Origin of the sequence: Mesorhizobium sp. M3A.F.Ca.ET.080.04.2.1 (assembly GCF_003952525.1) — a bacterium.
GTDB lineage: Bacteria > Pseudomonadota > Alphaproteobacteria > Rhizobiales > Rhizobiaceae > Mesorhizobium.
The window spans coordinates 568,855-593,877 of the sequence record NZ_CP034451.1; the positions used below are offsets into that span (position 1 = coordinate 568,855).

The 25,023-nt window shown below is 63.1% G+C and carries 29 protein-coding genes; 23 read left to right on the plus strand and 6 right to left on the minus strand.

What is annotated here, in order from left to right:
- Positions 1-27: 27 nt before the first annotated feature.
- Positions 28-876, minus strand: a complete 849-nt coding sequence (locus EJ074_RS02645) for an SDR family oxidoreductase (protein WP_095807458.1) — start codon at positions 874-876, stop codon at positions 28-30.
- 215 nt (positions 877-1,091) lie between these two features.
- Here EJ074_RS02645 and EJ074_RS02650 point away from each other — a divergent pair, with 215 nt between their 5' ends.
- The 5 genes from EJ074_RS02650 (at position 1,092) to EJ074_RS02670 (ending at position 4,979) form a co-directional block, all read left to right on the plus strand.
- Positions 1,092-2,126, plus strand: coding sequence for a cysteine synthase A (locus EJ074_RS02650; RefSeq protein WP_095807457.1), 1,035 nt, complete (start codon positions 1,092-1,094; stop codon positions 2,124-2,126).
- Complete coding sequence (locus tag EJ074_RS02655) at positions 2,126-2,869, plus strand: alanyl-tRNA editing protein (RefSeq protein WP_095807456.1); 744 nt, start codon at positions 2,126-2,128, stop codon at positions 2,867-2,869. Before EJ074_RS02650 ends, EJ074_RS02655 begins: the two co-directional genes overlap by 1 nt.
- A gap of 42 nt (positions 2,870-2,911) precedes the next feature.
- Positions 2,912-3,763, plus strand: a complete 852-nt coding sequence (gene sseA, locus EJ074_RS02660) for a 3-mercaptopyruvate sulfurtransferase (RefSeq protein ID WP_095807455.1) — start codon at positions 2,912-2,914, stop codon at positions 3,761-3,763.
- Positions 3,764-3,768: 5 nt separating this feature from the next.
- The gene (locus tag EJ074_RS02665) at positions 3,769-4,332 is read left to right on the plus strand and encodes a GNAT family N-acetyltransferase (protein WP_095807508.1); all 564 of its coding nucleotides are present in this window, start codon (positions 3,769-3,771) and stop codon (positions 4,330-4,332) included.
- 179 nt (positions 4,333-4,511) lie between these two features.
- The gene (locus EJ074_RS02670; protein WP_095807454.1) at positions 4,512-4,979 is read left to right on the plus strand and encodes a DUF1203 domain-containing protein; all 468 of its coding nucleotides are present in this window, start codon (positions 4,512-4,514) and stop codon (positions 4,977-4,979) included.
- Between the two features lie 623 nt (positions 4,980-5,602).
- Here the strand turns inward: EJ074_RS02670 and ald are convergent.
- Complete coding sequence (ald, locus tag EJ074_RS02675; protein WP_095807453.1) at positions 5,603-6,718, minus strand: alanine dehydrogenase; 1,116 nt, start codon at positions 6,716-6,718, stop codon at positions 5,603-5,605.
- Positions 6,719-6,875: 157 nt separating this feature from the next.
- Between ald and EJ074_RS02680 the strand changes: the two genes are divergently transcribed.
- Entirely contained in the window at positions 6,876-7,349 is a 474-nt protein-coding gene (locus EJ074_RS02680) for an Lrp/AsnC family transcriptional regulator (protein WP_095807507.1), read from the plus strand.
- Positions 7,350-7,444: 95 nt separating this feature from the next.
- Here EJ074_RS02680 and EJ074_RS02685 read toward each other — a convergent pair whose 3' ends face one another.
- The gene (locus EJ074_RS02685) at positions 7,445-8,113 is read right to left on the minus strand and encodes a 5-formyltetrahydrofolate cyclo-ligase (RefSeq protein ID WP_095807452.1); all 669 of its coding nucleotides are present in this window, start codon (positions 8,111-8,113) and stop codon (positions 7,445-7,447) included.
- A 173-nt stretch (positions 8,114-8,286) separates the two neighbouring features.
- Here EJ074_RS02685 and EJ074_RS02690 point away from each other — a divergent pair, with 173 nt between their 5' ends.
- The 6 genes from EJ074_RS02690 (at position 8,287) to EJ074_RS02710 (ending at position 12,517) form a co-directional block, all read left to right on the plus strand.
- Positions 8,287-9,552, plus strand: coding sequence for an NAD(P)/FAD-dependent oxidoreductase (locus tag EJ074_RS02690; protein ID WP_129552757.1), 1,266 nt, complete (start codon positions 8,287-8,289; stop codon positions 9,550-9,552).
- A gap of 148 nt (positions 9,553-9,700) precedes the next feature.
- A complete protein-coding gene (locus tag EJ074_RS30525; RefSeq protein ID WP_280952453.1) occupies positions 9,701-9,835 on the plus strand; it encodes a hypothetical protein in 135 nt (44 codons plus the stop codon).
- Positions 9,836-9,936: 101 nt separating this feature from the next.
- Positions 9,937-10,227 carry a Dabb family protein gene (locus tag EJ074_RS02695; protein WP_095807506.1) on the plus strand — a complete coding sequence of 97 codons (291 nt, stop codon included), beginning with the start codon at positions 9,937-9,939 and terminating at the stop codon, positions 10,225-10,227.
- 113 nt (positions 10,228-10,340) lie between these two features.
- The gene (locus tag EJ074_RS02700; protein ID WP_095807450.1) at positions 10,341-11,216 is read left to right on the plus strand and encodes a VOC family protein; all 876 of its coding nucleotides are present in this window, start codon (positions 10,341-10,343) and stop codon (positions 11,214-11,216) included.
- A complete protein-coding gene (gene kdsA / locus EJ074_RS02705) occupies positions 11,213-12,055 on the plus strand; it encodes a 3-deoxy-8-phosphooctulonate synthase (protein ID WP_095807449.1) in 843 nt (280 codons plus the stop codon). The genes EJ074_RS02700 and kdsA overlap by 4 nt, the downstream gene beginning before the upstream one ends.
- A gap of 96 nt (positions 12,056-12,151) precedes the next feature.
- A complete protein-coding gene (locus EJ074_RS02710; RefSeq protein ID WP_095807448.1) occupies positions 12,152-12,517 on the plus strand; it encodes a PRC-barrel domain-containing protein in 366 nt (121 codons plus the stop codon).
- Positions 12,518-12,582: 65 nt separating this feature from the next.
- On the opposite strand, the gene EJ074_RS30530 is transcribed toward EJ074_RS02710, so the two are convergent.
- Positions 12,583-12,705, minus strand: coding sequence for a hypothetical protein (locus EJ074_RS30530; RefSeq protein WP_280952452.1), 123 nt, complete (start codon positions 12,703-12,705; stop codon positions 12,583-12,585).
- A 199-nt stretch (positions 12,706-12,904) separates the two neighbouring features.
- Here EJ074_RS30530 and eno point away from each other — a divergent pair, with 199 nt between their 5' ends.
- From eno to EJ074_RS02765, 11 genes are all read left to right on the plus strand, one after another.
- Positions 12,905-14,179, plus strand: a complete 1,275-nt coding sequence (gene eno, locus EJ074_RS02715; RefSeq protein ID WP_095807447.1) for a phosphopyruvate hydratase — start codon at positions 12,905-12,907, stop codon at positions 14,177-14,179.
- Between the two features lie 158 nt (positions 14,180-14,337).
- The gene (locus EJ074_RS02720) at positions 14,338-14,661 is read left to right on the plus strand and encodes a septum formation initiator family protein (protein ID WP_095807446.1); all 324 of its coding nucleotides are present in this window, start codon (positions 14,338-14,340) and stop codon (positions 14,659-14,661) included.
- Positions 14,662-14,837: 176 nt separating this feature from the next.
- Complete coding sequence (pdhA, locus tag EJ074_RS02725; RefSeq protein WP_095807445.1) at positions 14,838-15,884, plus strand: pyruvate dehydrogenase (acetyl-transferring) E1 component subunit alpha; 1,047 nt, start codon at positions 14,838-14,840, stop codon at positions 15,882-15,884.
- Positions 15,885-15,899: 15 nt separating this feature from the next.
- Positions 15,900-17,291, plus strand: a complete 1,392-nt coding sequence (locus EJ074_RS02730) for a pyruvate dehydrogenase complex E1 component subunit beta (protein ID WP_095807444.1) — start codon at positions 15,900-15,902, stop codon at positions 17,289-17,291.
- A gap of 18 nt (positions 17,292-17,309) precedes the next feature.
- On the plus strand, positions 17,310-18,683 hold the full coding sequence (locus EJ074_RS02735; protein ID WP_095807443.1) for a pyruvate dehydrogenase complex dihydrolipoamide acetyltransferase: 1,374 nt from the start codon (positions 17,310-17,312) through the stop codon (positions 18,681-18,683).
- Between the two features lie 14 nt (positions 18,684-18,697).
- Complete coding sequence (locus EJ074_RS02740; RefSeq protein ID WP_095807442.1) at positions 18,698-19,123, plus strand: hypothetical protein; 426 nt, start codon at positions 18,698-18,700, stop codon at positions 19,121-19,123.
- On the plus strand, positions 19,120-19,758 hold the full coding sequence (locus EJ074_RS02745) for an SGNH/GDSL hydrolase family protein (protein ID WP_095807441.1): 639 nt from the start codon (positions 19,120-19,122) through the stop codon (positions 19,756-19,758). Before EJ074_RS02740 ends, EJ074_RS02745 begins: the two co-directional genes overlap by 4 nt.
- Positions 19,759-19,784: 26 nt before the next feature.
- Positions 19,785-21,251 carry a dihydrolipoyl dehydrogenase gene (lpdA, locus tag EJ074_RS02750; protein ID WP_095807440.1) on the plus strand — a complete coding sequence of 489 codons (1,467 nt, stop codon included), beginning with the start codon at positions 19,785-19,787 and terminating at the stop codon, positions 21,249-21,251.
- A gap of 120 nt (positions 21,252-21,371) precedes the next feature.
- Entirely contained in the window at positions 21,372-21,629 is a 258-nt protein-coding gene (locus tag EJ074_RS02755) for a GlsB/YeaQ/YmgE family stress response membrane protein (protein WP_095807439.1), read from the plus strand.
- Between the two features lie 127 nt (positions 21,630-21,756).
- Entirely contained in the window at positions 21,757-22,722 is a 966-nt protein-coding gene (gene lipA, locus EJ074_RS02760) for a lipoyl synthase (protein WP_095807505.1), read from the plus strand.
- A gap of 12 nt (positions 22,723-22,734) precedes the next feature.
- On the plus strand, positions 22,735-23,190 hold the full coding sequence (locus EJ074_RS02765) for a type II toxin-antitoxin system RatA family toxin (protein WP_095807438.1): 456 nt from the start codon (positions 22,735-22,737) through the stop codon (positions 23,188-23,190).
- On the opposite strand, the gene EJ074_RS02770 is transcribed toward EJ074_RS02765, so the two are convergent.
- Both EJ074_RS02770 and EJ074_RS02775 read right to left on the minus strand, forming a co-directional pair.
- Positions 23,177-23,689, minus strand: coding sequence for a CinA family protein (locus EJ074_RS02770; RefSeq protein ID WP_095807437.1), 513 nt, complete (start codon positions 23,687-23,689; stop codon positions 23,177-23,179). The genes EJ074_RS02765 and EJ074_RS02770 overlap by 14 nt on opposite strands.
- Positions 23,686-24,915 (minus strand): bifunctional 2-C-methyl-D-erythritol 4-phosphate cytidylyltransferase/2-C-methyl-D-erythritol 2,4-cyclodiphosphate synthase, encoded by a 1,230-nt coding sequence (locus EJ074_RS02775; RefSeq protein ID WP_095807436.1) that lies wholly within the window; start codon positions 24,913-24,915, stop codon positions 23,686-23,688. The genes EJ074_RS02770 and EJ074_RS02775 overlap by 4 nt, the downstream gene beginning before the upstream one ends.
- Positions 24,916-25,023 lie beyond the last annotated feature (108 nt).

The window sequence follows — 25,023 nt, forward strand, 5'->3', positions numbered from 1 at the left end:
TGTCCGGGCCGACGCCGTTTTGCCGCTCTATGCCGCCTGATCCGATGACGGCTTTCTTCGGCTCGGCGGCTTGCGATCGTAAAACAACGGCCGTGCATTCCAGCTCGTCGTCAGGCCGATGACCCAGCGACCGATCGGCCGCGGCAGCAGGCCCAGCAATTTGAGCGGCCAGCTTATGTGGTAGGGGAAGGTGACTTCGAAGCCGCCTTTGCATATGCCGCGCAGCATGCGGCGCGACGCTCGGTGCACGGGCATGAGTCCCGGCATCGGCAGCATGTTCTTTTCCGTCAGCGGCGTGTCCACGAATGCCGGGTTCATCACCTGGACGCGAATGTTCATCTTGTCGAAATCATATTTCAGCGACTCCGCCAGGATGTTGATTGCCGCCTTGGTGCCGCCGTAAGCCGCGGTGGTCGGCCAGCCGGAATAGGCAGTCACGGATCCGACAAGAACGACATGGCCGCGCCCGCGACCGCGCATGCACCCGACCGCGGGCACGAGACCATTGACGATGCCGAAGTAGTTGACGGCAAAGGAGCGCTGGAAATCGCGCACGACGAGGTTTTCGCCGGGCGTGGCGATATAGTTGCCGGCATTGAAGACGGCGAGCACGATCGGCCCCATCTGCTTCTCGATCGCCGCAACCGTCCGTGCCATGCCTTGCTCGTCGGTGACGTCGCAGGGAAAGGACTTCACATGGCCGGCCATCTGCGCCGTTTCGACCAGCAACGTATCGACAGGATCGTCCGGCAACGCCGTTACCGCGACTGCGTAACCTTGATTGGCGAGATCCTTGGCCAAGGAGCGGCCCAGTCCGCTGCTGCCGCCCGTGACCCAGGCGACACCGTCCTTAGGGTTGGCCCGGTAGAGTGTCATGCGAAGTCCTGCGAATATTTCGGTAGTGCTCTAGCGGCGAAGAAATAGAATGAAAAGAGCGCTTCTGGCCGCATTGCTGAAATGCATGAGAGAATGGCAGGAGCGGTCAACAAGCGTTGCAGTGCTTGGAATGCGACTGGACCAGGCAAAATCTTGCCTTGAAACCGCAGCTTCGGGTTTCTAGGGTCTCGCCGCGGCCAAACAAGGAATCCTCGATGCCCCGTTCTGTGATCGACGCGATCGGCAATACGCCCCTGATCCGGCTCAACAAGGCCTCGGAAGCGACCGGATGCGAGATCCTGGGCAAAGCCGAGTTCATGAATCCTGGACAATCGGTCAAGGATCGGGCCGGCCTTTTCATCATCCGCGATGCCGAGCAGCGCGGCTTGCTCAGGCCCGGCGGCGTCATCGTCGAAGGGACTGCCGGCAACACCGGCATCGGGCTGACGCTCGTCGCAAAGGCGCTCGGCTACCGCACCGTGATCGTCATTCCCGATACCCAGAGCCAGGAGAAGAAGGACACGATCAAGCTTCTGGGCGCCGAACTGATCGAGGTGCCGGCCGTGCCCTACAAAAACCCCAACAACTACGTGAAGCTGTCGGGCCGGCTCGCCCAGCAAATGGCGTTATCGGAGCCGAACGGAGCGATCTGGGCGAACCAGTTCGACAACGTCGCCAACCGCGACGGCCATATCCGCACCACGGCGGAGGAGATCTGGGCCCAGACCGGCGGCAAGGTCGATGGCTTCGTGTCGGCGGTCGGCTCGGGCGGAACACTCGCCGGCGTCGCGATCGGGCTGAAGAGCAAGAGCAGGCAAGTCAAGATCGCGCTCGCCGATCCGCTGGGCGCCGCCCTCTACAGTTTTTACACCAGCGGCGAATTGAAGGCCGAGGGCAGCTCGATCACCGAAGGCATCGGCCAGGGCCGCATCACCGCCAACCTCGAAGGTTTCACGCCGGACTTCTCTTTCCAGATCCCGGACGAAGAGGCGCTGCCGATCGTCTTCGACCTGATCCAGGAGGAGGGGCTCTGCGTCGGCGGCTCGACCGGCATCAACATCGCCGGCGCGATCAGGCTGGCGCGCGAGCTTGGAGCCGGCCACACCATCGTGACAATCCTGGCGGACTACGGCACGCGCTACCAGTCGAAGCTGTTCAATCCAGAGTTCCTGCGCGGCAAGAACCTGCCGGTGCCGGACTGGATGGAAGAGAAAGCCGACATCCCGGTGCCGTTCGAAAAGGTGGCGTAATGGCGCAGCGGACCGAAGCGCTGTTCCGGGACGATGCCTATCTGAGGACGGCGGAGGCGCAGGTCGTCGCCATCAATGATCGCGGCGGCATCCTTCTCGACCGGTCGATCTTCTATGCCACATCGGGCGGACAGCCCGGCGATACCGGCGTGTTCGAACGCGCCGACGGCAATCGCATCGCGATCGCTGCCACCATAACCGGCGAGACCAAGGATGAGATCATCCATGTGCCCGCGCCTGAGCAGGTGCTGCCTGCACTTGGTGAAAAGCTGAGACTGGCCGTCGACTGGGAACGGCGGCATCTTTTGATGCGCATGCATTCCGCCTGTCATCTGCTTACCGTGGTGTGCCCGTTTCCGATAACCGGGGCCGCCGTCGCCGAGGATGACAGCCGCGTCGACTTCGATATTCCCGATGCCGGCTTCAGCAAGGAGGATGTGACCGCGCAACTGATGGAACTGGTGCGCTCCGACCATCCCATCTTCACGCGCCTGATCACCGATGAGGAACTGGCGGCGAATCCGGGTCTGGTCAAATCAAAGAACGTGCGGCCGCCGGTCGGGATCGGCAAGATCCGCCTGGTTTGCATCGGCGACAATGCCTCGATCGACAGCCAGCCATGCGGCGGCACCCATGTGAAGAGCACCGGCGAGGTCGGCGAGATTCACATCGGCAAGATCGAGAAGAAGGGTCGCGAGAACCGGCGCTTCCGCATCCGCTTCGGGCCGATGCCAGCGAACTGACGACGAAACGGGCGAATAGCGAGAGGCGGAAGGGAGCATAACATGGCTGAGGATAGTCCTTTCATCGTCGACGCGGACTGGCTCGAGAAGCGGCTGGGCGAGCCTGGGCTCACCATCATCGATGCGTCCTGGTACCTGCCGGCGCAGAACCGCAACGCGCGCGCCGAATATGACGCCGCTCACATTCCCGGCGCCCGCTTCCTGGACCAGGACGACATCTCGGACCCGGATTCCAAGTTGCCGCATACGCTGGCCTCGCCCCAATATTTCGCGCAATATGTCGGGTCCATGGGCGTTTCCGCCGACGACACCATCGTGATCTATGACGGACCGGGCCTGTTTTCGGCGCCACGCGCCTGGTGGATGTTCAGGGTCATGGGCGTCTTCCAGGTCTATATCCTGAACGGCGGTTTCGACCGCTGGAAGGCGGAAGGGCGGCCGGTGACGGCGGAGCAGACCCGAATAGCGCCCTGCATCTTCCACGCCGATTTCGATGCCGGCCGCGTCGTCAGCCTGGCCGAGATGCGCAAGATCGTCGACGGCCGCGAAAGCCAGATCGCCGATGCCCGCTCGGCCGGCCGTTTCGCCGGCACCGAGCCCGAACCGCGCGCCGGAATCCGTTCCGGCCACATGCCGGGCGCGCGCAATATCCCTGTTGGGTCGCTATCCGAAAATGGAGAAATGCTGCCCCGGGCCCGCTTGCGCAAGCTGATCGAGGACGCCGGCATCGATCTGTCGAAACCGGTCGTCACGTCATGCGGGTCGGGCATCACCGCCGCGGCGATCACGCTGGCGCTTGAGACGCTCGGCCATACGGACAACAAGCTCTATGATGGCGCGTGGACCGAATGGGGTGGCCTGAGCGATACGCCCGTGGTGACGGGCAAGGAATGACCAGGATGGAAACCGGCTCGCTGAAGGATATCGAGGTCACGGTCACATTCCTTGAAATGCATGTGCCGCCGGCGGCGTCGCCGCCGCTACCGTACAACCGCCAGATCGCGCTGCTGAAGACCAGGGAAATCCCGCTGCATTTCTACCGCTACCTGATGGATCGCGTCGGGCGCAAATGGCATTGGGTCAATGTGCTGCGGCTAAGCGACGAGGAGCTGGCAGCCGGGCTGCATCGCGAGGATCGGGACATCAGGGTGCTCTATCTCGACGGGTCTCCAGCCGGCTTCTTCGACCTCAAGCCGCATCTACCGGAGGAGGTGGAACTCGCCTATTTCGGAATGATGGAACACGCGCACGGCCAAGGCATCGGGCGATGGTTCCTGGGTGCGGCAATTTCCGCCGCTTGGGCGTATGGGCCGAAGCGAGTGACGGTGCAGACTTGCACGCTTGACCATCCGGCGGCGCTGCCCCTTTACCAGAAGCTCGGCTTTCAGCCGGTGGCGCAGAAGAAGGAAGTCGTGCATCCGCTGACCTTTGCCGAGCGCTCGGCAAGCGTGATGAGACCTTAGCAATTCTTAAACTCGCCGCTCATCGGCGGCCGCTTCGAATATTTCCTGCCAGCACAGGATTTTCCAATCCGCATCAGGGCCCGGTTTCGACGAGACCGGGCCTTTCCTGTTGGCAAGAATCGGGTGGGACGCGCCGCTACCGCGGCGTAGCTTGCGGTCATCGTCTCCGGAGATTAGCCATGAGCATCCAGTTCAAAGCCCTGCCGACCGAAGCCGTGCGCAGCCTGCAACGGGGAGGGCCAGACGCCTATGGCCTCGCGCCGGAACGAAGGATTTCCGACGGCGACGGCGTGCCATGCCGGCATTGCCTGAAGAACGTTGCCGCGGGCGAGCGCTACCTCATTCTCGCCTATCGGCCATTCCCCCGGCTTCAGCCTTACGCCGAGACCGGGCCGATCTTCTTGCATGCGCACGAATGCGAAGCTGCTGCGGAAGTGGATGCGCTGCCGGAAATGCTCGAAAGCAGCGACTACATCGTGCGAGGCTACGGCAGGGACGACCGCATCGTCTACGGCAGTGGCGGAGTCGGCCCGACCAGCGACATTGCGGCACGCTCCGAGAGGTTGTTCGAGCGCGACGACATCGCCTACATCCATGTCCGCTCGGCGCGCAACAATTGCTACCAATGCCGCATCGATCGGGCATGAGGGCCGGAAAAAAAGAAGCCCGCCGATGGTCTGGCGGGCCGTTGGGAAGAAGTCTGTGACAGAAGCCGTCGGCAATAGCCGCTAGAGCCGGATGATTTCAGGTCGAATCGACCGGAAATCTGAATCCGGCTCTAAATCAAGGAGATAGAGCATGATGTCGCCCGAAAACCGCCTCACACTTTTCGGCATCATGCTCTAGCAGTCCGGTGTTGTCCGGCATTGCGAAGCGGCTGAAGCCGTCAGGGAGCCGCATCACTCTGAGCATGGCTTTCAGGTGCCGAATGTGAAGTATTTCACACACGGGCTCTTCCTGTTTGCCTGGCGCTGTGGGAGCTGACCAAAGACGAACCTGTCGTATTCCTGTCGTACAATCACGCTAAATGGGACTGGTTGATCGATTGCCGACCGCGGATGGACCGGCGGCATGTCGCAACATCGAGGAAGCGGGGCCCCGGCTCCGCTTTTTTGTTTTGCGCTTTTCTTTTGCACAGCGCTGCGTAGCTGCAGATGGAAACCCGCTGCACACTTCCGTGGAATTCAGCCGGCTTGGAATTCAGCCGGGCAAAGAAAAGCCCGCCGGAACGAACCGGCGGGCGAGACGGGAGGAAGCTCTTTGTGGGGAATCAGGCGGCGAGCACGGCCTTCGGCTCGACCATTTCGTAGCCGAGCGCCTCGGCAACGGCGCGGTTGGTGATCTTGCCCTTGTGGACATTGAGGCCGTTGCGCAAGTGGTGGTCGTCGACGAGCGCCTTGAGGCCTTTGTCGGCAAGCTGCAGGCCATGATGCAGCGTCGCATTGTTGAGCGCATGCGCCGAGGTGACCGGCACCGCGCCGGGCATGTTGGCGACGCAGTAGTGGATGACGCCGTCGACCTCGTAGGTGGGATCGGCATGGGTGGTGGTGTGCGAGGTCTCGAAGCAGCCGCCCTGGTCGATGGCGACGTCGACGAGGACTGCCCCCTTCTTCATGCCGGAGAGCATTTCGCGGGTGACGAGCTTCGGCGCCGCAGCACCCGGGATCAGCACGGCGCCGACGACGATGTCGGCCGAGAAGCATTCTTCTTCCAGCGCCTCGACGGTCGAATAGCGGGTGTGAACGCGGCCGGCGAAGATGTCGTCGAGCTGGCGCAGGCGCGGGATCGAACGGTCGATGATGGTGACGTCGGCGCCAAGGCCGACGGCCATCTTGGCAGCATGCAGGCCGACGACGCCGCCACCCAGCACGGTGACTTTTCCGGGCAGGACGCCGGGCACGCCGCCGAGCAGCACGCCGCGGCCGCCATTGGCCTTCTGCAGCGCGGTCGCGCCGGCCTGGATCGACAGACGGCCGGCGACTTCCGACATCGGCGCCAGCAGCGGCAGGCCGCCGCGATCGTCGGTGACCGTCTCATATGCGATCGCGGTGACGCCGGAAGCGAGCAGACCCTTGGTCTGATCCGGATCCGGAGCGAGGTGAAGATAGGTGTAGAGGATCTGGCCGTCGCGCAACTGGACCCACTCGTTGGGCTGCGGCTCCTTGACCTTGACGATCATATCCGACTTGGCGAACACGTCGGCTGCGGTCTTGGCAATCGCGGCGCCTGCGGAGCGATAGGCATTGTCGTCGGCGCCGATGCCGGCGCCCGCGCCTGTCTCGACCAGCACTTCATGGCCATGCGCCACATATTCGCGGACCGAGCCGGGCGTCAGGCCGACGCGGTATTCGTGGTTCTTGATTTCCTTGGGGCATCCGACGCGCATTTTTCTTCTCCTGATACGGCCCGCTGGGGCTCGTTCCCTGTCAGCACCAAGTGAACCACGAATCGTTGCGCAGGTGTTTGCGAATGCGCTTGCGCCCTGCGGCCGGCTTCGATAATCGTTGCGCAAAATGGAAAGTTCTTCGCAGGAATCACGAAAAATGCCGCTCGATAGGATTGATATCGCCATTCTGGAGACTTTGCAGAAGGATGGGCGCATACCCAATGCGGCGCTCGCGGAGAAGGTCGGGCTTTCGCAATCGGCCTGCTCGCGCAGGCTCGACAATCTGGAGAAATCCGGGACCATCCGCGGCTACCACGCGCGTCTCTCAAACGCCGCGCTTGGCCATCAGATGACGGCGATCGTGCACATATCGCTGTCGGGCCAATTCGAGAAGACGCTGTCGGATTTCGAGGCGGCGATCAAGCGCTGCCCGAACGTGCTCTCCTGCCATCTGATGTCGGGCGAATACGACTACATCCTGCGCATCGCCGCCAAGGACCTCGTCGACTACGAGCGCATCCACAAGGAATGGCTGTCGGCGATGCCGCATGTGACGAAGATCAATTCGTCCTTCGCCTTGCGCGAGATCGTCGACCGCACCGCGCTGGGTTTGAAGCCAGAGATGGCTTAGAGCAATTCCAGAAAGCGTCCGTCGCGATTCTCGGTGCGGAATCGCCTAAGAAGAAGAACCTTGAGCGGGTGAGCCACTCTATGAGCTGAGCCGGGCTAGCCGCCATTGTTCCCCGCCGCCTCGGTCACCACCGTGGTCATGGGGATGTCGTGGGGCTGCGGGTAAATGGTGGGGATTCGCTGCAATTCGTAGCCGACGCCGATCACCAGCGGCCGGAACGGCATGGCGGCCAGCGTGCGGTCGAAGAAGCCGCCGCCGTAGCCGAGCCGGTAGTTGCCTGGGTCGATGCCGACGATCGGCGAGATCACGATGTCCGGCAGCACCGGATCGCCTGCGGCCGGGATCGGGATGTTCCAGACGCCTTTTTCCAGCCGGTCGCCCGGGACGTAGGCGCGAAACACCAGAGGGCGTCCCTTCTCGATGACGACGGGCAGCGCCGTGCGGCCGCCGCGCGCGTTGACCGAAGCCATCCAGGCGCGCAGATCCGGTTCGCCGCGGAACGGCCAATAGAGACTGACCATGCGGCCCGAAACGTCGCCGATCAGAGCGTCGAGGCCCTCGGCAATGCGCATCGACATTGCTGAGCGGGCGTCGGCGGAAACTGCAAGCCGGGTGCCGATGAGCCTTTCGCGCTCCGCCTTGCGCCATCGCTTCACATCGGCCCAGTCGGACAGCGGCATCTGATATGCCGGATCGAGTTCGTGCATGAAGCAAGGCGGCGAGGCATATTGTGCCGGGCCTTCGTCGTCGCGATTGTCAGCCATGCGTTCACTCCCTGTCATTGCGCTCCACGCTATCCCGGACAACCTAGGGCGGCATGTTCGTTCACGACACCGGGCGACGACTCCCGGGCAGTAGAATGGCCGGCGGCAACGTTGCTCCAATGCACAAAAATGCTTACATCACGGGGCGGTAATCGGTTTGGCGAGGTGGACGAATGAAGGAAGCCAGCCATCATGTAGTTGTCGTCGGCGCAGGGTTCGGCGGTCTCGAACTTACCCGCGCTTTGGCGGGTGCGGCGGTCCGCATAACGATGATCGACAGGCGTAACCATCATCTGTTCCAGCCTCTGCTTTACCAGGTGGCGACCACATCGCTGGCAACGTCCGAGATTGCCTGGCCGATCCGCCACCTGCTGCGCAAACGCCAGGACGTGACCACATTGCTCGGCACCGTCGTCGGTGTCGACCGCCAGGCCAAGCGCGTGCTGCTTCAGGATGGCAGCGCCATCGCTTATGACACGCTGGTGCTCGCCACCGGTGCGCGGCACGCCTATTTTGGTCACGATGAATGGGAGCCGTTCGCGCCTGGGCTGAAGACGCTGGAAGATGCCACCACGGTCCGGCGCCGCATCCTGCTCGCCTTCGAGCAGGCCGAGCGCGAGGATGACCCGGCCAAACGCCAAGCCTTGCTGACCCTGGTCATCATCGGCGGTGGGCCGACCGGCGTGGAACTGGCCGGCACCATCGCCGAGCTTGCGCATGACACGCTGCGTGACGAATTCCGCAACATCGACACGCGGCAGGCTCGGGTGGTGCTGATCGAAGCCGGCGACCGCATCCTTGCCAATTTCGCGCCGGACCTGTCTGCATACGCACAGAGGTCACTCGAGGGGCTCGGCGTAACCATCGAGCTAGGCCGCGCCGTCACGCATCTGGACGCCGAGGGCGTCGTCTTCGGCGATACACATCTGCCCGCAAAGACTATCCTGTGGGCAGCAGGCGTCGCCGCCTCGCCGGCAGCCGAATGGCTGGGCGTTGCGGCCGACCGGGCGGGCAGGGTGCTGGTCGAACCCGATCTCACCGTGCCGGGCAGTCCCGACATCTTCGTCATCGGCGACACGGCGCATCTGTTGCGGCAGGACGGAAAGCCGGTGCCGGGCGTGGCGCCTGCCGCCAAGCAGGCGGGCCGACATGTCGCGGCAACCATCAAGGCGCGGCTGGGCGGCGATACGACATCTCGCCCTTTCCGCTACCGGCATGATGGCGACCTGGCAACAATCGGCAAGCGCGCCGCCGCAATCGACTTCGGCTGGATCAAGCTCACCGGCTGGCTCGCCTGGTGGCTTTGGGGCATCGCCCACATCTACTTCCTGATCGGCTTCCGCAACCGGCTCGCGGTCTCGCTCAGCTGGCTGTGGATCTATTTCACCGGCCAGCGCAGCGCCCGACTGATCACCCAGGGCGACAACGACAAGGGCTGACTGGCGTCTTTCCGCGCCAGCGCATAATCTTGTCGTGATCAACACGGCATTATCGGCCGGTAAATCCGATCGTTGAAAAAGCGGTGAACTGAAACAATTGCCGCAAACCCACACTGGTTCGGGCCGGGCACATGCGATAGTTTCAGCCATGCGTTATGTGATCGTCATCGTCGGCCTCACGTTCTTCCTGATCTGGGATGGCCTCTACAATCAGGGCGACTATCTTGACGCGACGGTCAGGGAGATGTCGCGCATCGTGCGCTATGTTACCGGATTCGTCTGAGACTCGAGTGCCGCCGGACCGCGAGCGCGACATCGTTGCCGGTTGACGCAACACATCGGCTCGCACAAAACACGCCCAAAGCGACAATGAAGGAGGCTGGGTTGATCCGGCACATCGTTTTCTTCAGCGCCCGGCGCAAGGAGGATGTCGAGGCCGTACGGACAGGCCTTCAGGAACTGGGCAAGATACCGCATTCGAAGCTGTTCGAGGTGACGCTCAACACCAAAGTCGATCAGTTCTCCAACGCGATCGACGTGGTGGTATACGCGGAATTCGAGGACGAGGCGGCGCTCGCTTCCTACAAGGCGCATCCCCTCTACGAGCAGACGACCATCAAGGTCAAACCGCTGCGCGAACTGCGTTACTCGGCCGACGTGGTGGCCGCCGCCTGAGGCTGCGGCCGCTCCACGCGCTTCGCTCGTTCGAGCTGGTTCCGCGCGCCGGGATGTAGGGAACCTCCGGGATGGCTTGAACCCTCGGCCGGAATAGGGCACACCGCGCCGGCATGAGGAAAGCTACCGCCCACCCGCTTGACCATCTGGTGCTGCCCACGCGGAGCCTCGAGGTTGCGCGCAACCGCTTGTCGGCTCTCGGTTTCGTCGTCGCGCCGACCGGCGTCCATCCATTCGGAACCGAGAACTGCTGTGTGTTCTTCTCCGACGACACCTATCTGGAGCCGCTCGCAATAGGCGATGAAACGACGGCCGAGCGAGCGATAGCCGAGGGCAATGTCTTTGTCGCGCGCGACCGCCTTTTCCGCGACCGGCTTGGCGACGAGGGCTTCTCCGCCGTCGTGTTCGCAACGGCTGATGCCGATGCCGACCATGCCCGCTATGTCGCGAGCGGTCTGTCGGCGGGAAACATGCTGAGCTTCTCACGCGCTTTCACCGACGCGGCCGGGAAAAGCGATACGGCATCGTTCAAGCTGGCATTCGCGACAGGCACAGAGACGAGCGAGGCTTTCCTGTTCGCCTGCCAGCGCATCAACGCGCCGAAGATCGATCGCACGGCCCTGCAGGCTCATGCCAATGGCGTGGCTGGCATTCTCGAGATCGTGGCGGTCGGCGACAGGCCTTCGGCGCAGGTCGGATTGATGTCGGCCGCAGCGGGCAAGGATGCGGAAAACGGCGACAAGATTGAACTGCCCAACGCGGTGCTGACCGTTCTGAAGCCTGCCGCATTTACGTCGCGCTTCGGCGTGTCGGCCGGAAGCTCATCCGAGCTGCGTTTTGCGGCCATTGTTTTTTCGATCGGCAGCTCCGACGCTGCCGCGAGCGTGCTTGCAGCCAACGCGATCGAGCACAACCTGAGCGGCAACGACATCGTCGTGCCGGCGGCGCCCGGGCAGGGCGCCGTCTTCATCTTCCGGGAGATTCCATGAGCAAGGCCCTGGCACCCAATGCATCTGTTAGTCTCGGCACGACCGTCTTCGCCAACGATGCTCCGCTGTCGCTGATCGCCGGCCCCTGCCAGCTCGAATCGCGCCAGCATGCCTTCGACATGGCCGGGGCGCTGAAGGAGTTGACCGGGCGACTGGGTATCGGCCTTGTCTACAAGACCAGCTACGACAAGGCCAACCGCACCTCGCTTGGCGGCGCGCGCGGCGCAGGTCTCGATGCGGCGCTCCCGGTTTTCGACGATCTGCGCAAGGCGTTCGCGTTGCCTGTGCTGACGGATGTCCATACCGAGGAGCAATGCGCTCTGGTGGCGCCGCATGTCGATGTGCTGCAGATACCGGCCTTTCTCAGCCGTCAGACCGATCTGCTGATCGCGGCGGCACGAACCGGCAAGGCGGTGAACGTCAAGAAGGGACAGTTCCTCGCGCCATGGGACATGAAGAATGTCGTGGCCAAGGTCACCGGGTCCGGCAATGCCAATGTGCTGGTCACCGAGCGCGGCGCCTCGTTCGGCTACAACACGCTGGTCTCCGACATGCGCGCGCTGCCCATCATGGCCGAAATCGGCGCGCCGGTGATCTTCGACGCCACGCATTCGGTGCAGCAGCCTGGCGGGCAGGGCGGCTCGACCGGTGGCGATCGCCGCTTTGTCGAGACGCTGGCGCGTGCGGCGGTGGCGGTCGGCGTCGCCGGCGTGTTCATCGAGACGCACCAGGACCCGGACAATGCCCCCTCCGATGGCCCAAACATGGTTCCTTTGAAGGATTTGCCGGCGTTGCTGGAGAGGCTGATGGCGTTCGATCGGGTGGCGAAGGCACAGTAGGGTCTCGCCTCGGCGGCGACCGCCAGCGGAAAATCTGGAACCTTCGTTCGCTCCTCTCATTGTGCCAACAGGCATTCAATCGAGAGGAGCAAAATCATGACTACCCCGTCCGGGCATACCGAAGCCATTGCCGCCTCGCGCGTCATCGGCACGTCGGTCTACAACACCGAGGGCACCAGCATCGGCAGCATCGAGGACGTCATGCTCGACAAGATGTCGAACGGCATCATGTTCGCGGTGATCGGCTTCGGCGGTTTCCTCGGCATGGGAGAGAAATATCACGCCATTCCGTGGGCGAGCCTCGATTATGATAAGGACATGGGCGGCTACGTCGTGCCCTTCAACAAGGAGCAGCTGAAGGCCGCTCCCGCGTATTCGATCGACGAACTGACCGGCGCGGATGGCGAAGCGGCCCGCGATGCGTCCTTCGCCTATTACAATGTGACGCCATACTGGCACTGACTCCCGCGCGAAAACTGGAATCAAAAGGCCCCCAGAAATTCCGGGGGCCTTCGTACATCTGGAATTTACTGCGCTGCTTGGAGAGTGGACAGCTCAACCGAGCCTTGCTGGGGTTTCTGGTCGTCGCAGGATGTCAGGAACGCCGCCGCGATCAGAAACAAACTCACGATACCGCTCAACTGGGACATGGCGAAACTCCTCCTGTTTCGCCCCGCGCGGACTCGACCATAGATCAGAAGCGTGGGCGATGCGCATGACTTATGATGACAGAAATTTGCGCTTCGTGACTCATAGCACCGGCAATATTCGCCGGCCGCCCGATTGCCTTTTGCGATGCTTTGGCTAAGAGGGGCGCGACGCTTCAATCGAACAATCGGGGACATCGCAATGACCGCCATCGTCGACATAGTCGGGCGTGAAATCCTGGACAGCCGTGGCAATCCGACCGTCGAGGTCGACGTGGTGCTGGAAGACGGTTCCATGGGCCGCGCCGCGGTGCCGTCCGGTGCTTCGACCGGCGCCCATGAGGCGGTGGAGCTGCGCGACGGCGGGCCGCGTTATCTCGGCAAGGGCGTGCAACGTGCCGTCGAGGCCGTGAACGGCGAGTTGTTCGAGGCGATTGGCGGCATGGAGGCCGAGAACCAGATCCATATCGACCAGACGATGATCGAGCTCGACGGTACCCCCAACAAGAGCCGGCTTGGCGCCAACGCCATCCTGGGCGTGTCGCTGGCGGTCGCCAAGGCAGCCGCGGAAGCCGCCGGCCTGCCGCTCTACCGCTATGTCGGCGGCGCCAAGGCGCATGTCCTGCCGGTGCCCATGATGAACATCATCAATGGCGGCGCTCATGCCGACAATCCGATCGACTTCCAGGAATTCATGATCCTGCCGGTCGGTGCGCCGACGCTGCGCGACGGCGTGCGCTGGGGCTCGGAGATATTCCACACGCTGCGCAAGAAGCTGAAGGATGCCGGCCACAACACCAATGTCGGCGACGAGGGCGGCTTTGCCCCCAATTTGAAGAGCGCGCCTTCGGCGCTCGATTTCATCATGGAATCGATCGAGCAGGCCGGGTTCAAGCCGGGCGAGGACGTGGCCCTCGGCCTCGACTGCGCCGCGACCGAGTTCTTCAAGGACGGCAACTACGTCTACGAGGGCGAGAAGAAGACCCGTGATCCGAAGACGCAGGCGAAATACCTGGCCAAGCTCGCTTCCGACTATCCGATCATCACCATCGAGGACGGCCTTGCCGAGGACGACTGGGAAGGCTGGAAGATCCTGACCGACCTCATCGGCAAGAAGACGCAGCTGGTCGGCGACGACCTCTTCGTCACCAACACGGCGCGGTTGCGTGACGGCATCCGCATGGGCGTCGCCAACTCGATCCTGGTGAAGGTAAACCAGATCGGCTCGCTGACCGAGACGCTCGACGCGGTCGAGACCGCGCACAAGGCGGGCTACACCGCCGTCATGTCGCACCGCTCGGGCGAAACCGAGGATTCGACCATTGCCGACCTCGCGGTCGCGACCAATTGCGGGCAGATCAAGACCGGCTCGCTGTCGCGCTCCGATCGCATGGCCAAATACAACCAGCTCATCCGCATCGAGGAAGAGCTCGGCAAGCAGGCGCGCTACGCCGGCAAGTCGGTGGTCAAGGGCTGATCCCGGCAACCATCTTGCCATACTGAAAGAGGCGGGGCTTTCCCGCCTCTTTTCGTTTCGGCAGGTCTCAATCGGCCCTTCCGTAACCGTCCATTAAGCACAATCGGGCGAAAAAAGACTCGACGGTCGCTGGCTTCGCGACCAAGAGGGTTCGGGTCATGTGGACACGTCAGCACAAGCAGAGAAACACCGGCCGGCTGATCGTTCCGTCGCTGTGCGTGCTGTTCCTGACCTATTTCGGCTTCCATGCCTATCATGGTGAATTCGGCATCTATTCCAAGTATCGGCTGCAGGCGCAGGCCGTCGAACTGCAGGCGCAGCTCGACGTCGTCAAGGCACGCCGGATGGATTTCGAGCGTCGCGTCCAGCTGCTGCATGAAGGCACGCTGGAGAAGGATATGCTTGACGAGCAGGCCCGAAAGGCGCTCAATCTATCCCAGCCCGACGAAATCACCATCATGCTGCCAGCCTCGGCAAATTAACCGAACATCGGTTAACTGCTATTATTGCCAACGATTCTAACCGCTTAGATGCATGTCAGCCATGCGTTTTTCAGCATGGCGCAATGCTGTCCTGCATGTTAGCTTCGATCAAATCGGTTGGGGGGACGTTCGATCTCCCCGCATGTCCGCGAAGAGACGCCAACAGGGAGTGATGCATGGCAACCGCCGCCAGAAAAGCGCCTGCCAAGTCCAAATCCAAAGCCGACGGCAAATCGCCGGGCCTTTCCACCCCCAAGCCAGCCGAATTCACCAAGGAAGAGGAGTTGTCGGCCTACCGGCACATGCTGCTCATCCGCCGCTTCGAGGAGAAGGCCGGCCAGCTCTATGGCATGGGCTTCATCGGCGGCTTCTGCCACCTCTATATCGGCCAGGAGGCCGTCGTCACCGGCATGAAGATGGCGCTGATTGACGGCGATCAGATGATCACCGCCTATCGTGATCACGGCCATATGCTGGCCATGGACCTGTCGCCGCGCGGCGTCATGGCCGAGCTGACCGGACGCCGCGGAGGCCTCTCCAAGGGCAAGGGCGGCTCCATGCACATGTTCTCCAAGGAGAAGCATTTCTACGGTGGCCACGGCATCGTCGGCGCCCAGGTGTCGCTCGGCACCGGCCTCGCCTTCGCCAACCGCTACCGCGGCAACAAGAACGTCTCGCTGACCTATTTCGGTGACGGCGCCGCCAACCAGGGCCAGGTCTACGAGAGCTTCAACATGGCCTCGCTGTGGAAACTTCCGGTCATCTACATCATCGAGAACAACCGTTACGCCATGGGCACTTCCGTCTCGCGCTCTTCGGCCGAGACCGATTTCTCCAATCGCGGCGCTTCCTTCAAGATCCCGGGCATGCAGGTCGACGGCATGGACGTCCGGGCCGTCAAGTCGGCCGCCGATGTCGCCACCGAATGGTGCCGAGCCGGCAACGGCCCGCTGATCCTCGAGATGCAGACCTACCGCTATCGCGGCCACTCGATGTCCGACCCGGCAAAATACCGTTCCAAGGAAGAAGTGCAGAAGATGCGCTCCGAGCATGACCCGATCGAGCAGGTCAGGGTGCGGCTGTTGGACAAGAAATGGGCAAGCGAGGACGATCTCAAAGCCGTCGACAAGGAGGTTCGCGACATCGTCGCCGACGCCGCCGAATTCGCCCAGAACGACGCCGAGCCGGATGCATCCGAGCTCTGGACCGACGTGTTGCTGTAAGGGGAGGGCAAGCACATGCCGATCGAAATTCTCATGCCCGCGCTCTCGCCGACGATGGAAGAGGGCAATCTTGCCAAATGGCTGAAGAACGAAGGCGACAAGATCGTCGCCGGTGATGTGATCGCCGAGATCGAGACCGACAAGGCGACGATGGAAGTCGAAGCCGTCGATGAAGGCACGCTCGCCAAGATCGTGGTTCCTGCCGGCACCGAAGGCGTCAAGGTCAACGCCGTGATCGCCGTGCTTGCGGTCGATGGTGAAGATGTCGACAAGGCCGGCGAAGGCATCGGCGAAGAAGCGGCCAAGACCGAAGCCGCTGCGCCAGCACCTGCACCCGCTGCAGCCAAGAGTGAGGCTGCCGCACCTGTCGCGGCCGCGCCAAAGGCGCAAGTCGCCGCCGATCCGGACATCCCCGCCGGCACGGAGATGGTCTCGACCACGGTGCGCGAAGCACTCCGCGACGCCATGGCAGAAGAGATGCGCCGCGACGGCGACGTGTTCGTCATGGGCGAGGAGGTCGCCGAATACCAGGGCGCCTACAAGATCACCCAAGGATTGCTGCAGGAATTCGGGCCGCGTCGCGTCGTCGACACGCCGATTACCGAGCATGGCTTTGCCGGCGTCGGTGTCGGCGCGGCAATGGCGGGCCTGAAGCCGATCGTCGAGTTCATGACCTTCAACTTCGCCATGCAGGCGATCGACCAGATCATCAACTCAGCCGCCAAGACCCTCTATATGTCGGGCGGCCAGATGGGCGCGCCGATCGTCTTCCGCGGTCCGAACGGCGCCGCGGCGCGCGTGGCGGCGCAGCACTCGCAGTGCTATGCCTCCTGGTACAGCAACGTCCCGGGCCTGAAAGTGGTGATGCCGTATACGGCAGCCGACGCCAAGGGCCTGCTGAAGGCGGCGATCCGCGATCCCAACCCGGTCATCTTCCTCGAGAACGAAATCCTCTACGGCCAGTCCTTCGACGTGCCGAAGCTCGACGATTTCGTGCTGCCGATCGGCAAGGCGCGCATTCACAAGCAGGGCAAGGACGTAACCATCGTCTCCTTCGGCATCGGCATGACCTATGCGGTGAAGGCGGAAGCCGAACTGCGCGGCATGGGCATCGATGCCGAGATCATCGACCTCAGGTCCATTCGCCCGCTCGACTTCGACACGGTGATCGCCTCGGTGAAGAAGACCAACCGGCTGGTGGTCGTCGAAGAAGGCTTTCCGCAGAGTTCGGTCGGCGACCACATCGCCAGCCAAGTGTCGCAGCGTGCCTTCGATTTCCTCGATGCTCCGGTGATCACCATCGCCGGCAAGGACGTTCCGATGCCGTATGCCGCGAACCTCGAGAAGCTCGCCCTGCCCAATGTCGGCGAGGTTGTCGAGGCGGTCAAAGCCGTCACCTATCGCTGAGCCGGCCGGGAGGACACAATGCCAATCAACATCACCATGCCGGCGCTTTCGCCCACGATGGAAGAGGGCAACCTCGCCAAGTGGCTGGTCAAGGAAGGCGACAAGGTTGCGCCCGGCGACGTGATCGCCGAAATCGAGACCGACAAGGCGACGATGGAAGTCGAAGCCGTCGATGAAGGCACCGTCGCCAAGCTGGTGGTTCCGGCCGGCACCGAAGGCGTCAAGGTCAATGCGGTGATCGCCATCCTGGCTGGTGAAGGCGAGGATGCCGGTGCTGCTGCAAAAGCCGACGGCGGCGCAGCACCCAAGGCTGAGGCCCCAAAAGCGGAGGCTCCGAAGGCCGAGGCCCCTAAGGAGGCGCCGAAGCCGGCAGCTGCCGCTGCTGCACCAGCGAAGGCCGAACCCGCTCCGGTCGCCAACGGCCACGCCGGCGGCGAGCGCGTCTTCGCGTCGCCGCTCGCCCGCCGCATCGCCAAGGATGCCGGCGTCGACGTTGCGGCGCTGACCGGGTCCGGTCCGCACGGCCGCGTGGTGAAGGTCGATGTCGAGGCGGCGATCGCATCCGGCGGAGCCAAGGCAGCCCCCGCCGCCAAGGCGCCTGCCGGTGCGCCCGCCGGCGCTCCTGCTCCGGCGCCAAAGCCGATGTCGGACGATCAGGTGCTGAAGCTGTTTGCCGAGGGCTCCTACGAACTCGTCCCGCACGACAACATGCGCAAGACGATTGCGCGCCGCCTGGTCGAGGCCAAGAGCACCATTCCGCATTTCTACCTGACGCTGGACTGCGAGCTTGACGCTCTGCTCGCGCTGCGGACGCAGCTCAATGCGGCGGCGCCCGTGAAGAAAACCGAGAAGGGCGAGGTGCCGGCCTATAAACTGTCGGTCAACGACATGGTGATCAAGGCCATGGCGATGGCGCTGATGGCGGTGCCGGACGCCAACGCCTCCTGGACCGACAATGCCATGGTCAAGCACAAGCATGCCGATGTGGGCGTCGCCGTGTCGATCCCCGGCGGCCTGATCACGCCGATCATCCGCCGAGCCGACGAAAAGACGCTGTCGGTCATTTCCAACGAGATGAAGGATCTGGCGGGCCGTGCCCGCAGCCGCAAGCTGAAGCCCGAAGAATATCAGGGCGGCACGACGGCTGTTTCCAATCTCGGCATGTTCGGCGTCAAGGACTTCGCGGCTGTCATCAACCCGCCGCATGCCACGATCCTGGCGGTTGGCGCCGGCGAGCAGCGTGCGGTGGTGAAGAACGGCGAGATCAAGATAGCCAACGTGATGTCGGTGACGCTGTCCACCGATCACCGCGCCGTCGACGGCGCGCTGGGCGCCGAGTTGCTGGGTGCCTTCAAGCGTCTCATCGAAAATCCGATGGGTATGCTGGTCTAAGAGGAAAAAAGGCGGTGCGGACATTCTTCACCAGCCTTTTCGCCTTCATCCTTTCCGGTCTGGCCGGCGGACTGGTCGTTCAGGAATTGGCCGTACTTACCGGAGCGACGGAAGAATACATTCTGGTCTTTGCGGCAACGGTGATGATCGTCATCGTCGTGACGATCGGCTTCTTCCTGGTGCAGTTCCGTGCCGAGCCGCTCCGGGCCGTCGACCGGATGTTTTGGTGGCTGCTTGCGATCTTCGGGATCGTCCTGTTCGCGCTCGCCGGTTGGATGTTTTCGGTGCCGGCCGAGAACAGGGCGATCGCAAGTGACGTTTCGATTGTTGCCGGCCTGATCCTGCCCGGCATCGTGGCGGTCATCGTGCAATGGCTGTTCGTGCGCTGGCGGCTCAAGCGCATGTCGGCGGTGTTCGGCAGGGGTGGAGCAAGCGCATGACGACGATTCTCTGTTACGGCGACTCGCTGACCTGGGGCTATGACGCCGCCAGTCTCGGCCGCCATGGGCTGCAGGACCGCTGGCCGAGCGTTCTCAAGGCTGCGCTCGGCGGTGATCTCGAAGTCATCGCCGAGGGCCTCAACGGCCGCACCACCGCTTTCGATGAGCACGTGGCCGGCGCCGACCGCAACGGCGCGCGCGTGCTGCCCACCATCCTGATGAGCCATGCGCCGCTCGACCTGATCATCATCATGCTCGGCGCCAACGACATGAAACCGTGGATTCACGGCAATCCGGTCGCCGCCAAGCAGGGCATGGAGCGGCTGATCAATATCGTGCGCGGGCACGATTATCCGTTCGACTGGCCGGCGCCGCAGATTCTCATCGTCGCACCGCCCCCGGTGACGCGCACCGACAATGCTGAATTCAAGGAAATGTTTGCCGGCGGCGACGACGCCTCGAAGCGGCTGGCGCCGCTGTATTCCGCACTCGCCGACGAAGCCGGTTGCGGCTTCTTCGATGCCGGCAGCGTCGCCGTCACCACGCCGCTCGACGGCGTCCATCTCGATGCCGAGAACACGCGGCGGATCGGCCAGGCGCTGGCCCCGATCGTGCGCGTGATGCTCTCACTCTAACCCGCAGAAAGATCAGGGAGAAATCCGTGGCTGAGAACTACGACGTCATCATCATCGGCTCTGGCCCTGGCGGCTACGTGACGGCGGTACGTTCCGCCCAGCTTGGCTTCAAGACGGCAATTGTCGAGCGCGAGCATCTCGGCGGCATCTGCCTCAACTGGGGCTGCATCCCGACCAAGGCTTTGCTGCGCTCGGCCGAGATCATGCATTATTCGGATCACCTCAAGGAGTACGGGCTGAAGCTCGAAGGCGGCAAGGTCAGCGCCGACACGGCCGCCGTGGTCGATCGCTCGCGCAAGGTGTCCCTCAGGCTGAATGGCGGCGTCGCCTTCCTGATGAAGAAGAACAAGGTCGACGTCATCTGGGGCGAGGCCAAGCTTTCGAAGGCTCCTTCTGGTGACAAATTGGGCGAGATCGTCGTCTCCAAGACCGCCAAGAAGCCGATGGAGCCGCAGCCGCCAGCGCCGAAGGGCGTCAAGGGCGAAGGCACCTACACCGCCAAGCACATCATACTCGCGACCGGCGCCAGGCCGCGTGCGCTGCCCGGCATCGAGCCGGACGGCAAGCTGATCTGGACTTATTTCGAGGCCATGGTGCCGAAGGAGATGCCGAAGTCCCTGCTGGTGATGGGCTCGGGCGCCATCGGCATCGAGTTCGCTTCCTTCTATCGCACGATGGGCGCGGAAGTGACCGTGGTCGAACTCTTGCCGGCGGTGATGCCGGTCGAGGACGCCGAGGTCTCGAAATTCGCGCAGAAGCAGTTCGAGAAGCAGGGGATGAAGATCATCCTCGAAGCCAAGGTGACCAAGGTCGAGAAGGGTGCCAACTCGATCACCGCGCATGTCGAGATGAAGGACGGCAAGGTCGAGAAGATCACTGCCGACCGCATGATCTCTGCCGTGGGCGTGCAGGGCAACATCGAGGGCCTCGGTCTCGAGACGCTCGGCGTGAAGACCGATCGCGGCTGTGTCGTGGTGGACGGCTACGGCAAGACGAACGTGCCCGGCATTTACGCGATCGGGGATGTCGCCGGGCCGCCGATGCTTGCGCACAAGGCCGAGCATGAAGGCGTGGTCTGCATCGAAAAGATCGCCAACGTGCCCGGCGTGCATGCCACCGACAAGCAGAAGATCCCGGGTTGCACCTATTGCAATCCGCAGGTCGCCTCGGTCGGCCTGACCGAAGCCAAGGCCAAGGCGGAAGGCAAGGATGTCCGCATCGGCCGCTTCCAGTTCGGCGCCAACGGCAAGGCCATCGCGCTCGGCGAGGATCAAGGTTTCATCAAGACCATCTTCGACAAGAAGACCGGGCAGCTGCTCGGCGCGCATATGGTCGGCGCCGAGGTGACGGAGCTGATCCAGGGTTTCGTCGTGGCGATGAACCTCGAGACCACCGAGGAAGAGCTGATGCACACGATCTTCCCGCATCCGACGCTGTCGGAGATGATGAAGGAAAGCGTGCTCGACGCTTATGGCCGCGCTTTGAACGCATGATAGATTGCCAATCGATGTTAAATTGGTTGGGCGAGACTCAGTCGCGAGCGCCGGAGGACTCTGAGAGCAAGGCAATTCGTATCCGGATGCATTTTCACCTGATCGAGGAGGAGTTGGCATATGGACGTGAATGGCGTGGGCTGGCTGGCAGCCATCATCATCGGCGGTTTGGCCGGATGGCTCGCCGAGATGGTCATGAAGAGCAACACCGGCATCTTCATGAACATCATCCTTGGCATTGCCGGCGCGGTGGTGCTGAACGCAATCCTCAGGGCCCTCAACATCGAAGCCTTTGGTGTCGGCTGGTTCGCCTATCTGATCACCGGCTTCATCGGCGCCTGCCTGCTGATCTTTGTCGGACGTCTGGTGCGCCGCTGAGGCTCACGAACAGCCGTTATGCGAAAATGGCCGTGGCGGCATGCGCCGGCGCGGCCTTTTTCTTTGCTCCGAAAAGTCCTAGATGACGCCAACAGGTGGCCGTGGCAGCGGCCGCGAAGGGTTTGAGATGGTCACTGTTCTCGACACGATCGGCAAGGCACCGCGGCCGCGGCATCCGGAGAAGGCGCACAGGCCGGACCAGGAAGTGCTGCGCAAGCCGGACTGGATCCGCGTCAAGGCGCCGGTCTCGAGGGGCTACGCCGAGACGCGCGAGATCGTGAAGTCGCACAAGCTGGTGACCGTGTGCGAAGAGGCCGGCTGCCCGAACATCGGCGAATGCTGGGACAAGAAGCACGCCACCTTCATGATCATGGGCGAGATCTGCACGCGTGCCTGCGCCTTCTGCAACGTCGCCACCGGAATCCCGACCGCGCTCGACGCTGGCGAGCCGGCGCGCGTCGCCCATGCCGTCAAACAGATGGGCCTCAGCCACGTCGTCATCACCTCGGTCGACCGTGACGACCTTGCCGACGGCGGCGCGCAGCATTTCGCCGAGGTCATCCATGCCATCCGTGCGGCTGCCCCCTCGACGACGATCGAGATCCTGACGCCCGACTTCCTGCGCAAGGACGGCGCGCTGGAGATCGTCGTGGCCGCCAAGCCGGACGTCTTCAACCACAACCTCGAGACGGTGCCTTCGAACTATCTGACGGTGCGGCCGGGCGCCCGCTATTTCCATTCGATCCGGCTGCTGCAGCGGGTCAAGGAACTCGATCCGTCGATCTTCACCAAGTCGGGCATCATGGTCGGGCTCGGCGAGGAGCGGAACGAGATCCTGCAACTGATGGACGATCTTCGCTCGGCCAATGTCGACTTCATGACCATCGGCCAATATCTGCAGCCGTCGAAGAAGCACCATCCGGTGATCCGCTTCGTCACGCCGGAGGAGTTCAAGTCCTACGAGACGATCGGCAGGACCAAGGGCTTCCTGCTGATGGCGTCCAGCCCCTTGACGCGATCCTCGCATCACGCCGGCGACGACTTCGCCAGGCTGCGCGCGGCACGCGAAGCACAGCTCAACAAAGCCAGCTAACCTGCTGTTTCAATGCCGAAATTCGAAGCCATCCGCCGCGTTGGCCACACGCCGAAAGAAATGTTCGCGCTGGTCGCGGATGTCGAGGCGTATCCGCAGTTCCTGCCGCTCTGCGAAGCGCTGACGGTGCGCTCGCGCAAGGAACGCGACGGCCGCACCATCCTCGTCGCCGATATGAGCATCGGCTACAAGGCGATCCGCGAAACCTTCACCACCCAGGTGCTCCTGAGGCCGGAAGAGAATGCCATCGACGTCAAATACATCGACGGCCCGTTCAAATATCTGAGCAATATCTGGCGCTTCGATCCGGCCGAAGGCGGCTGCGAGGTGCATTTCTTCATCGACTATGAGTTCAAGAGCCGCATTCTCGGCGCGCTGATGGGCACGATGTTTGACCGCGCCTTCCGCATGTTCTCGGAAGCTTTCGAAAAACGCGCCGACCTGATCTACGGCATCAAGCCCGGCTGATTTCACCCCGCCCGTCATCGCCAAGCGCACGCAGCCCAAGTTGCAGCGCGTGCCTCACGGTCTCGTGGCGGATGAATTCGCGGCCCTTGTGGGCAAACAACTGGTGTTCGGCGACGACCGGCTGTCCGGCAAGTGCGACTGCGAACCAGACGAGGCCGACGGGCTTTTCCGCCGAACCGCCGCTCGGGCCGGCGATGCCGGTCACGGCCAGAGACAGGGTCGCGCGCGAATGCGCCAGCGCACCCGCTGCCATCTCCAGCACGGTTTGCCTTGAGACGGCGCCATAGGCGTCGAGGGTTGCGGCCGTTACGCCGAGCATGTCCATCTTGGATTCATTGGAATAGGTGATGAAGCCGCGGTCGACCACGGCGGAAGAGCCGGCGATATCCGTCAGCGCGGCGATGATCATGCCGCCGGTGCAGCTCTCGGCCGTCGCCAGCATGACGCCGCGTTGCTGACAGGCCAGGAGCAGGGCATTGGCGAGTTCGGCGTTGCTCATTTCGGCACCTCTCCTGGAAACACCACGCTGGCTGTGGCGATCGCCGCAATGCCCTCGCCACGGCCGACGAAGCCGAGCTTCTCGTTGGTCGTGGCCTTGATCGAGATGCGCTCCGGCGCAATGTCGAGCATGGCGGCAAGTGCCGCCGTCATCGCCTCCCTGTGCGGACCAACGCGCGGCGCCTCGCAGATCAGCGTGACGTCGGCGTTGGCGATGCGGCCGCCGCGTTCGCGCACCAGCCTTGCCGCATGCTCGACGAAGATCCTTGAGGCGGCACCTTTCCATTGCGGATCCGACGGCGGGAAATGCGTGCCGATGTCGCCCGCGCCGCAGGTGGCGAGCAGTGCATCGGTGAGCGCATGAAGGCCGACATCGGCGTCCGAATGCCCGGAGAGTTTCCGCTGGTAAGGAATGGCGATGCCGCACAGCGTGACGTGGTCGCCAGGCTCGAAGGCGTGCACATCGTAGCCATTGCCGGTGCGGATGTCCGGAAAGCGCGGCAGCGCGCCTGAAAGCCGCTGGTCGGCCATTGCGATATCCCTTGCCCAGGTGAGTTTGACGTTATCCGGCGAGCCGGGGACAATCTTGACCGGAATCTGCGCCCATTCGGCGATGGCCGCGTCGTCTGTGAAGTCCAGTCTGCCGAGATGGTGCGCCTTTTCGTGCGCCGCCAGCAGCAGTTCGAAAGGAAAGCCCTGCGGCGTCTGGGCGGCATGAAGCCCGTCCCTCGACACCGTTTCCTCGATCATGCCGGTTGAAGACTTGCGCTTCAGCGTGTCGGCAACGGGCAGGGCGGGAAGCGAGCCCTGCTGCTCGCCTATGCCTGCGATCGTACGGTCGATAAGCTCGGAGTCTACGAAGGGGCGCACGGCGTCATGCACCAGCACCTTGGCCGGCGCGTGCTGCCTCAAGGCCAGAAGCCCCAGCCGGACGGAGGCCTGGCGAGAGGCGCCACCGACAACGGCGATGACGCGTTCGCCAAGCATCCCCGCCGCGCGCTTGAAAAGCTCGCCGTCGTCGGCATGGATGGCAACGGCCACCGGTCCGATAGCGGGGTGCGACAGGAATGTTTCCAGCGTGTGCGCGATGACGGCGCGTCCGCCGATGCGCTGATATTGCTTCGGTCCATCGGCCTGGCCGGCGCGCGCGCCGCGGCCGGCCGCCACGATCACCACGGCGATTTTGCCATCCTCGCTCGAAGCTTGATCTTCACTTGCGTCGGTCATGATGAGAGGCTTAGTCGTGGCTCGAAGGGAAGGCCAGCCTTTTCCAAAATGCGCCTTAATGTGACGTCATTGCGCATTGCACAAAGCCTTGCATCTGGCTACAGAATG

What these genes read in the sequence shown, in the direction of transcription:
- sseA (WP_095807455.1), top strand. Translation starts at nt 2,912, where the DNA reads ATGGCTGAGGATAGTCCTTTCATCGTCGACGCGGACTGGCTCGAGAAG.
- eno (WP_095807447.1), top strand. Translation starts at nt 12,905, where the DNA reads ATGACCGCCATCGTCGACATAGTCGGGCGTGAAATCCTGGACAGCCGT.
- EJ074_RS02735 (WP_095807443.1), top strand. Translation starts at nt 17,310, where the DNA reads ATGCCAATCAACATCACCATGCCGGCGCTTTCGCCCACGATGGAAGAG.
- EJ074_RS30525 (WP_280952453.1), top strand. Translation starts at nt 9,701, where the DNA reads ATGCGTTATGTGATCGTCATCGTCGGCCTCACGTTCTTCCTGATCTGG.
- EJ074_RS02755 (WP_095807439.1), top strand. Translation starts at nt 21,372, where the DNA reads ATGGACGTGAATGGCGTGGGCTGGCTGGCAGCCATCATCATCGGCGGT.
- EJ074_RS02670 (WP_095807454.1), top strand. Translation starts at nt 4,512, where the DNA reads ATGAGCATCCAGTTCAAAGCCCTGCCGACCGAAGCCGTGCGCAGCCTG.
- EJ074_RS02690 (WP_129552757.1), top strand. Translation starts at nt 8,287, where the DNA reads ATGAAGGAAGCCAGCCATCATGTAGTTGTCGTCGGCGCAGGGTTCGGC.
- EJ074_RS02685 (WP_095807452.1), bottom strand. Translation starts at nt 8,113, where the DNA reads ATGGCTGACAATCGCGACGACGAAGGCCCGGCACAATATGCCTCGCCG.
- EJ074_RS02665 (WP_095807508.1), top strand. Translation starts at nt 3,769, where the DNA reads ATGGAAACCGGCTCGCTGAAGGATATCGAGGTCACGGTCACATTCCTT.
- EJ074_RS02730 (WP_095807444.1), top strand. Translation starts at nt 15,900, where the DNA reads ATGCCGATCGAAATTCTCATGCCCGCGCTCTCGCCGACGATGGAAGAG.
- kdsA (WP_095807449.1), top strand. Translation starts at nt 11,213, where the DNA reads ATGAGCAAGGCCCTGGCACCCAATGCATCTGTTAGTCTCGGCACGACC.
- EJ074_RS02645 (WP_095807458.1), bottom strand. Translation starts at nt 876, where the DNA reads ATGACACTCTACCGGGCCAACCCTAAGGACGGTGTCGCCTGGGTCACG.
- pdhA (WP_095807445.1), top strand. Translation starts at nt 14,838, where the DNA reads ATGGCAACCGCCGCCAGAAAAGCGCCTGCCAAGTCCAAATCCAAAGCC.
- EJ074_RS02770 (WP_095807437.1), bottom strand. Translation starts at nt 23,689, where the DNA reads ATGAGCAACGCCGAACTCGCCAATGCCCTGCTCCTGGCCTGTCAGCAA.
- EJ074_RS30530 (WP_280952452.1), bottom strand. Translation starts at nt 12,705, where the DNA reads ATGTCCCAGTTGAGCGGTATCGTGAGTTTGTTTCTGATCGCGGCGGCG.
- EJ074_RS02700 (WP_095807450.1), top strand. Translation starts at nt 10,341, where the DNA reads ATGAGGAAAGCTACCGCCCACCCGCTTGACCATCTGGTGCTGCCCACG.
- EJ074_RS02655 (WP_095807456.1), top strand. Translation starts at nt 2,126, where the DNA reads ATGGCGCAGCGGACCGAAGCGCTGTTCCGGGACGATGCCTATCTGAGG.
- EJ074_RS02650 (WP_095807457.1), top strand. Translation starts at nt 1,092, where the DNA reads ATGCCCCGTTCTGTGATCGACGCGATCGGCAATACGCCCCTGATCCGG.
- EJ074_RS02745 (WP_095807441.1), top strand. Translation starts at nt 19,120, where the DNA reads ATGACGACGATTCTCTGTTACGGCGACTCGCTGACCTGGGGCTATGAC.
- lipA (WP_095807505.1), top strand. Translation starts at nt 21,757, where the DNA reads ATGGTCACTGTTCTCGACACGATCGGCAAGGCACCGCGGCCGCGGCAT.
- EJ074_RS02775 (WP_095807436.1), bottom strand. Translation starts at nt 24,915, where the DNA reads ATGACCGACGCAAGTGAAGATCAAGCTTCGAGCGAGGATGGCAAAATC.
- EJ074_RS02680 (WP_095807507.1), top strand. Translation starts at nt 6,876, where the DNA reads ATGCCGCTCGATAGGATTGATATCGCCATTCTGGAGACTTTGCAGAAG.
- ald (WP_095807453.1), bottom strand. Translation starts at nt 6,718, where the DNA reads ATGCGCGTCGGATGCCCCAAGGAAATCAAGAACCACGAATACCGCGTC.
- EJ074_RS02765 (WP_095807438.1), top strand. Translation starts at nt 22,735, where the DNA reads ATGCCGAAATTCGAAGCCATCCGCCGCGTTGGCCACACGCCGAAAGAA.
- EJ074_RS02710 (WP_095807448.1), top strand. Translation starts at nt 12,152, where the DNA reads ATGACTACCCCGTCCGGGCATACCGAAGCCATTGCCGCCTCGCGCGTC.
- EJ074_RS02720 (WP_095807446.1), top strand. Translation starts at nt 14,338, where the DNA reads ATGTGGACACGTCAGCACAAGCAGAGAAACACCGGCCGGCTGATCGTT.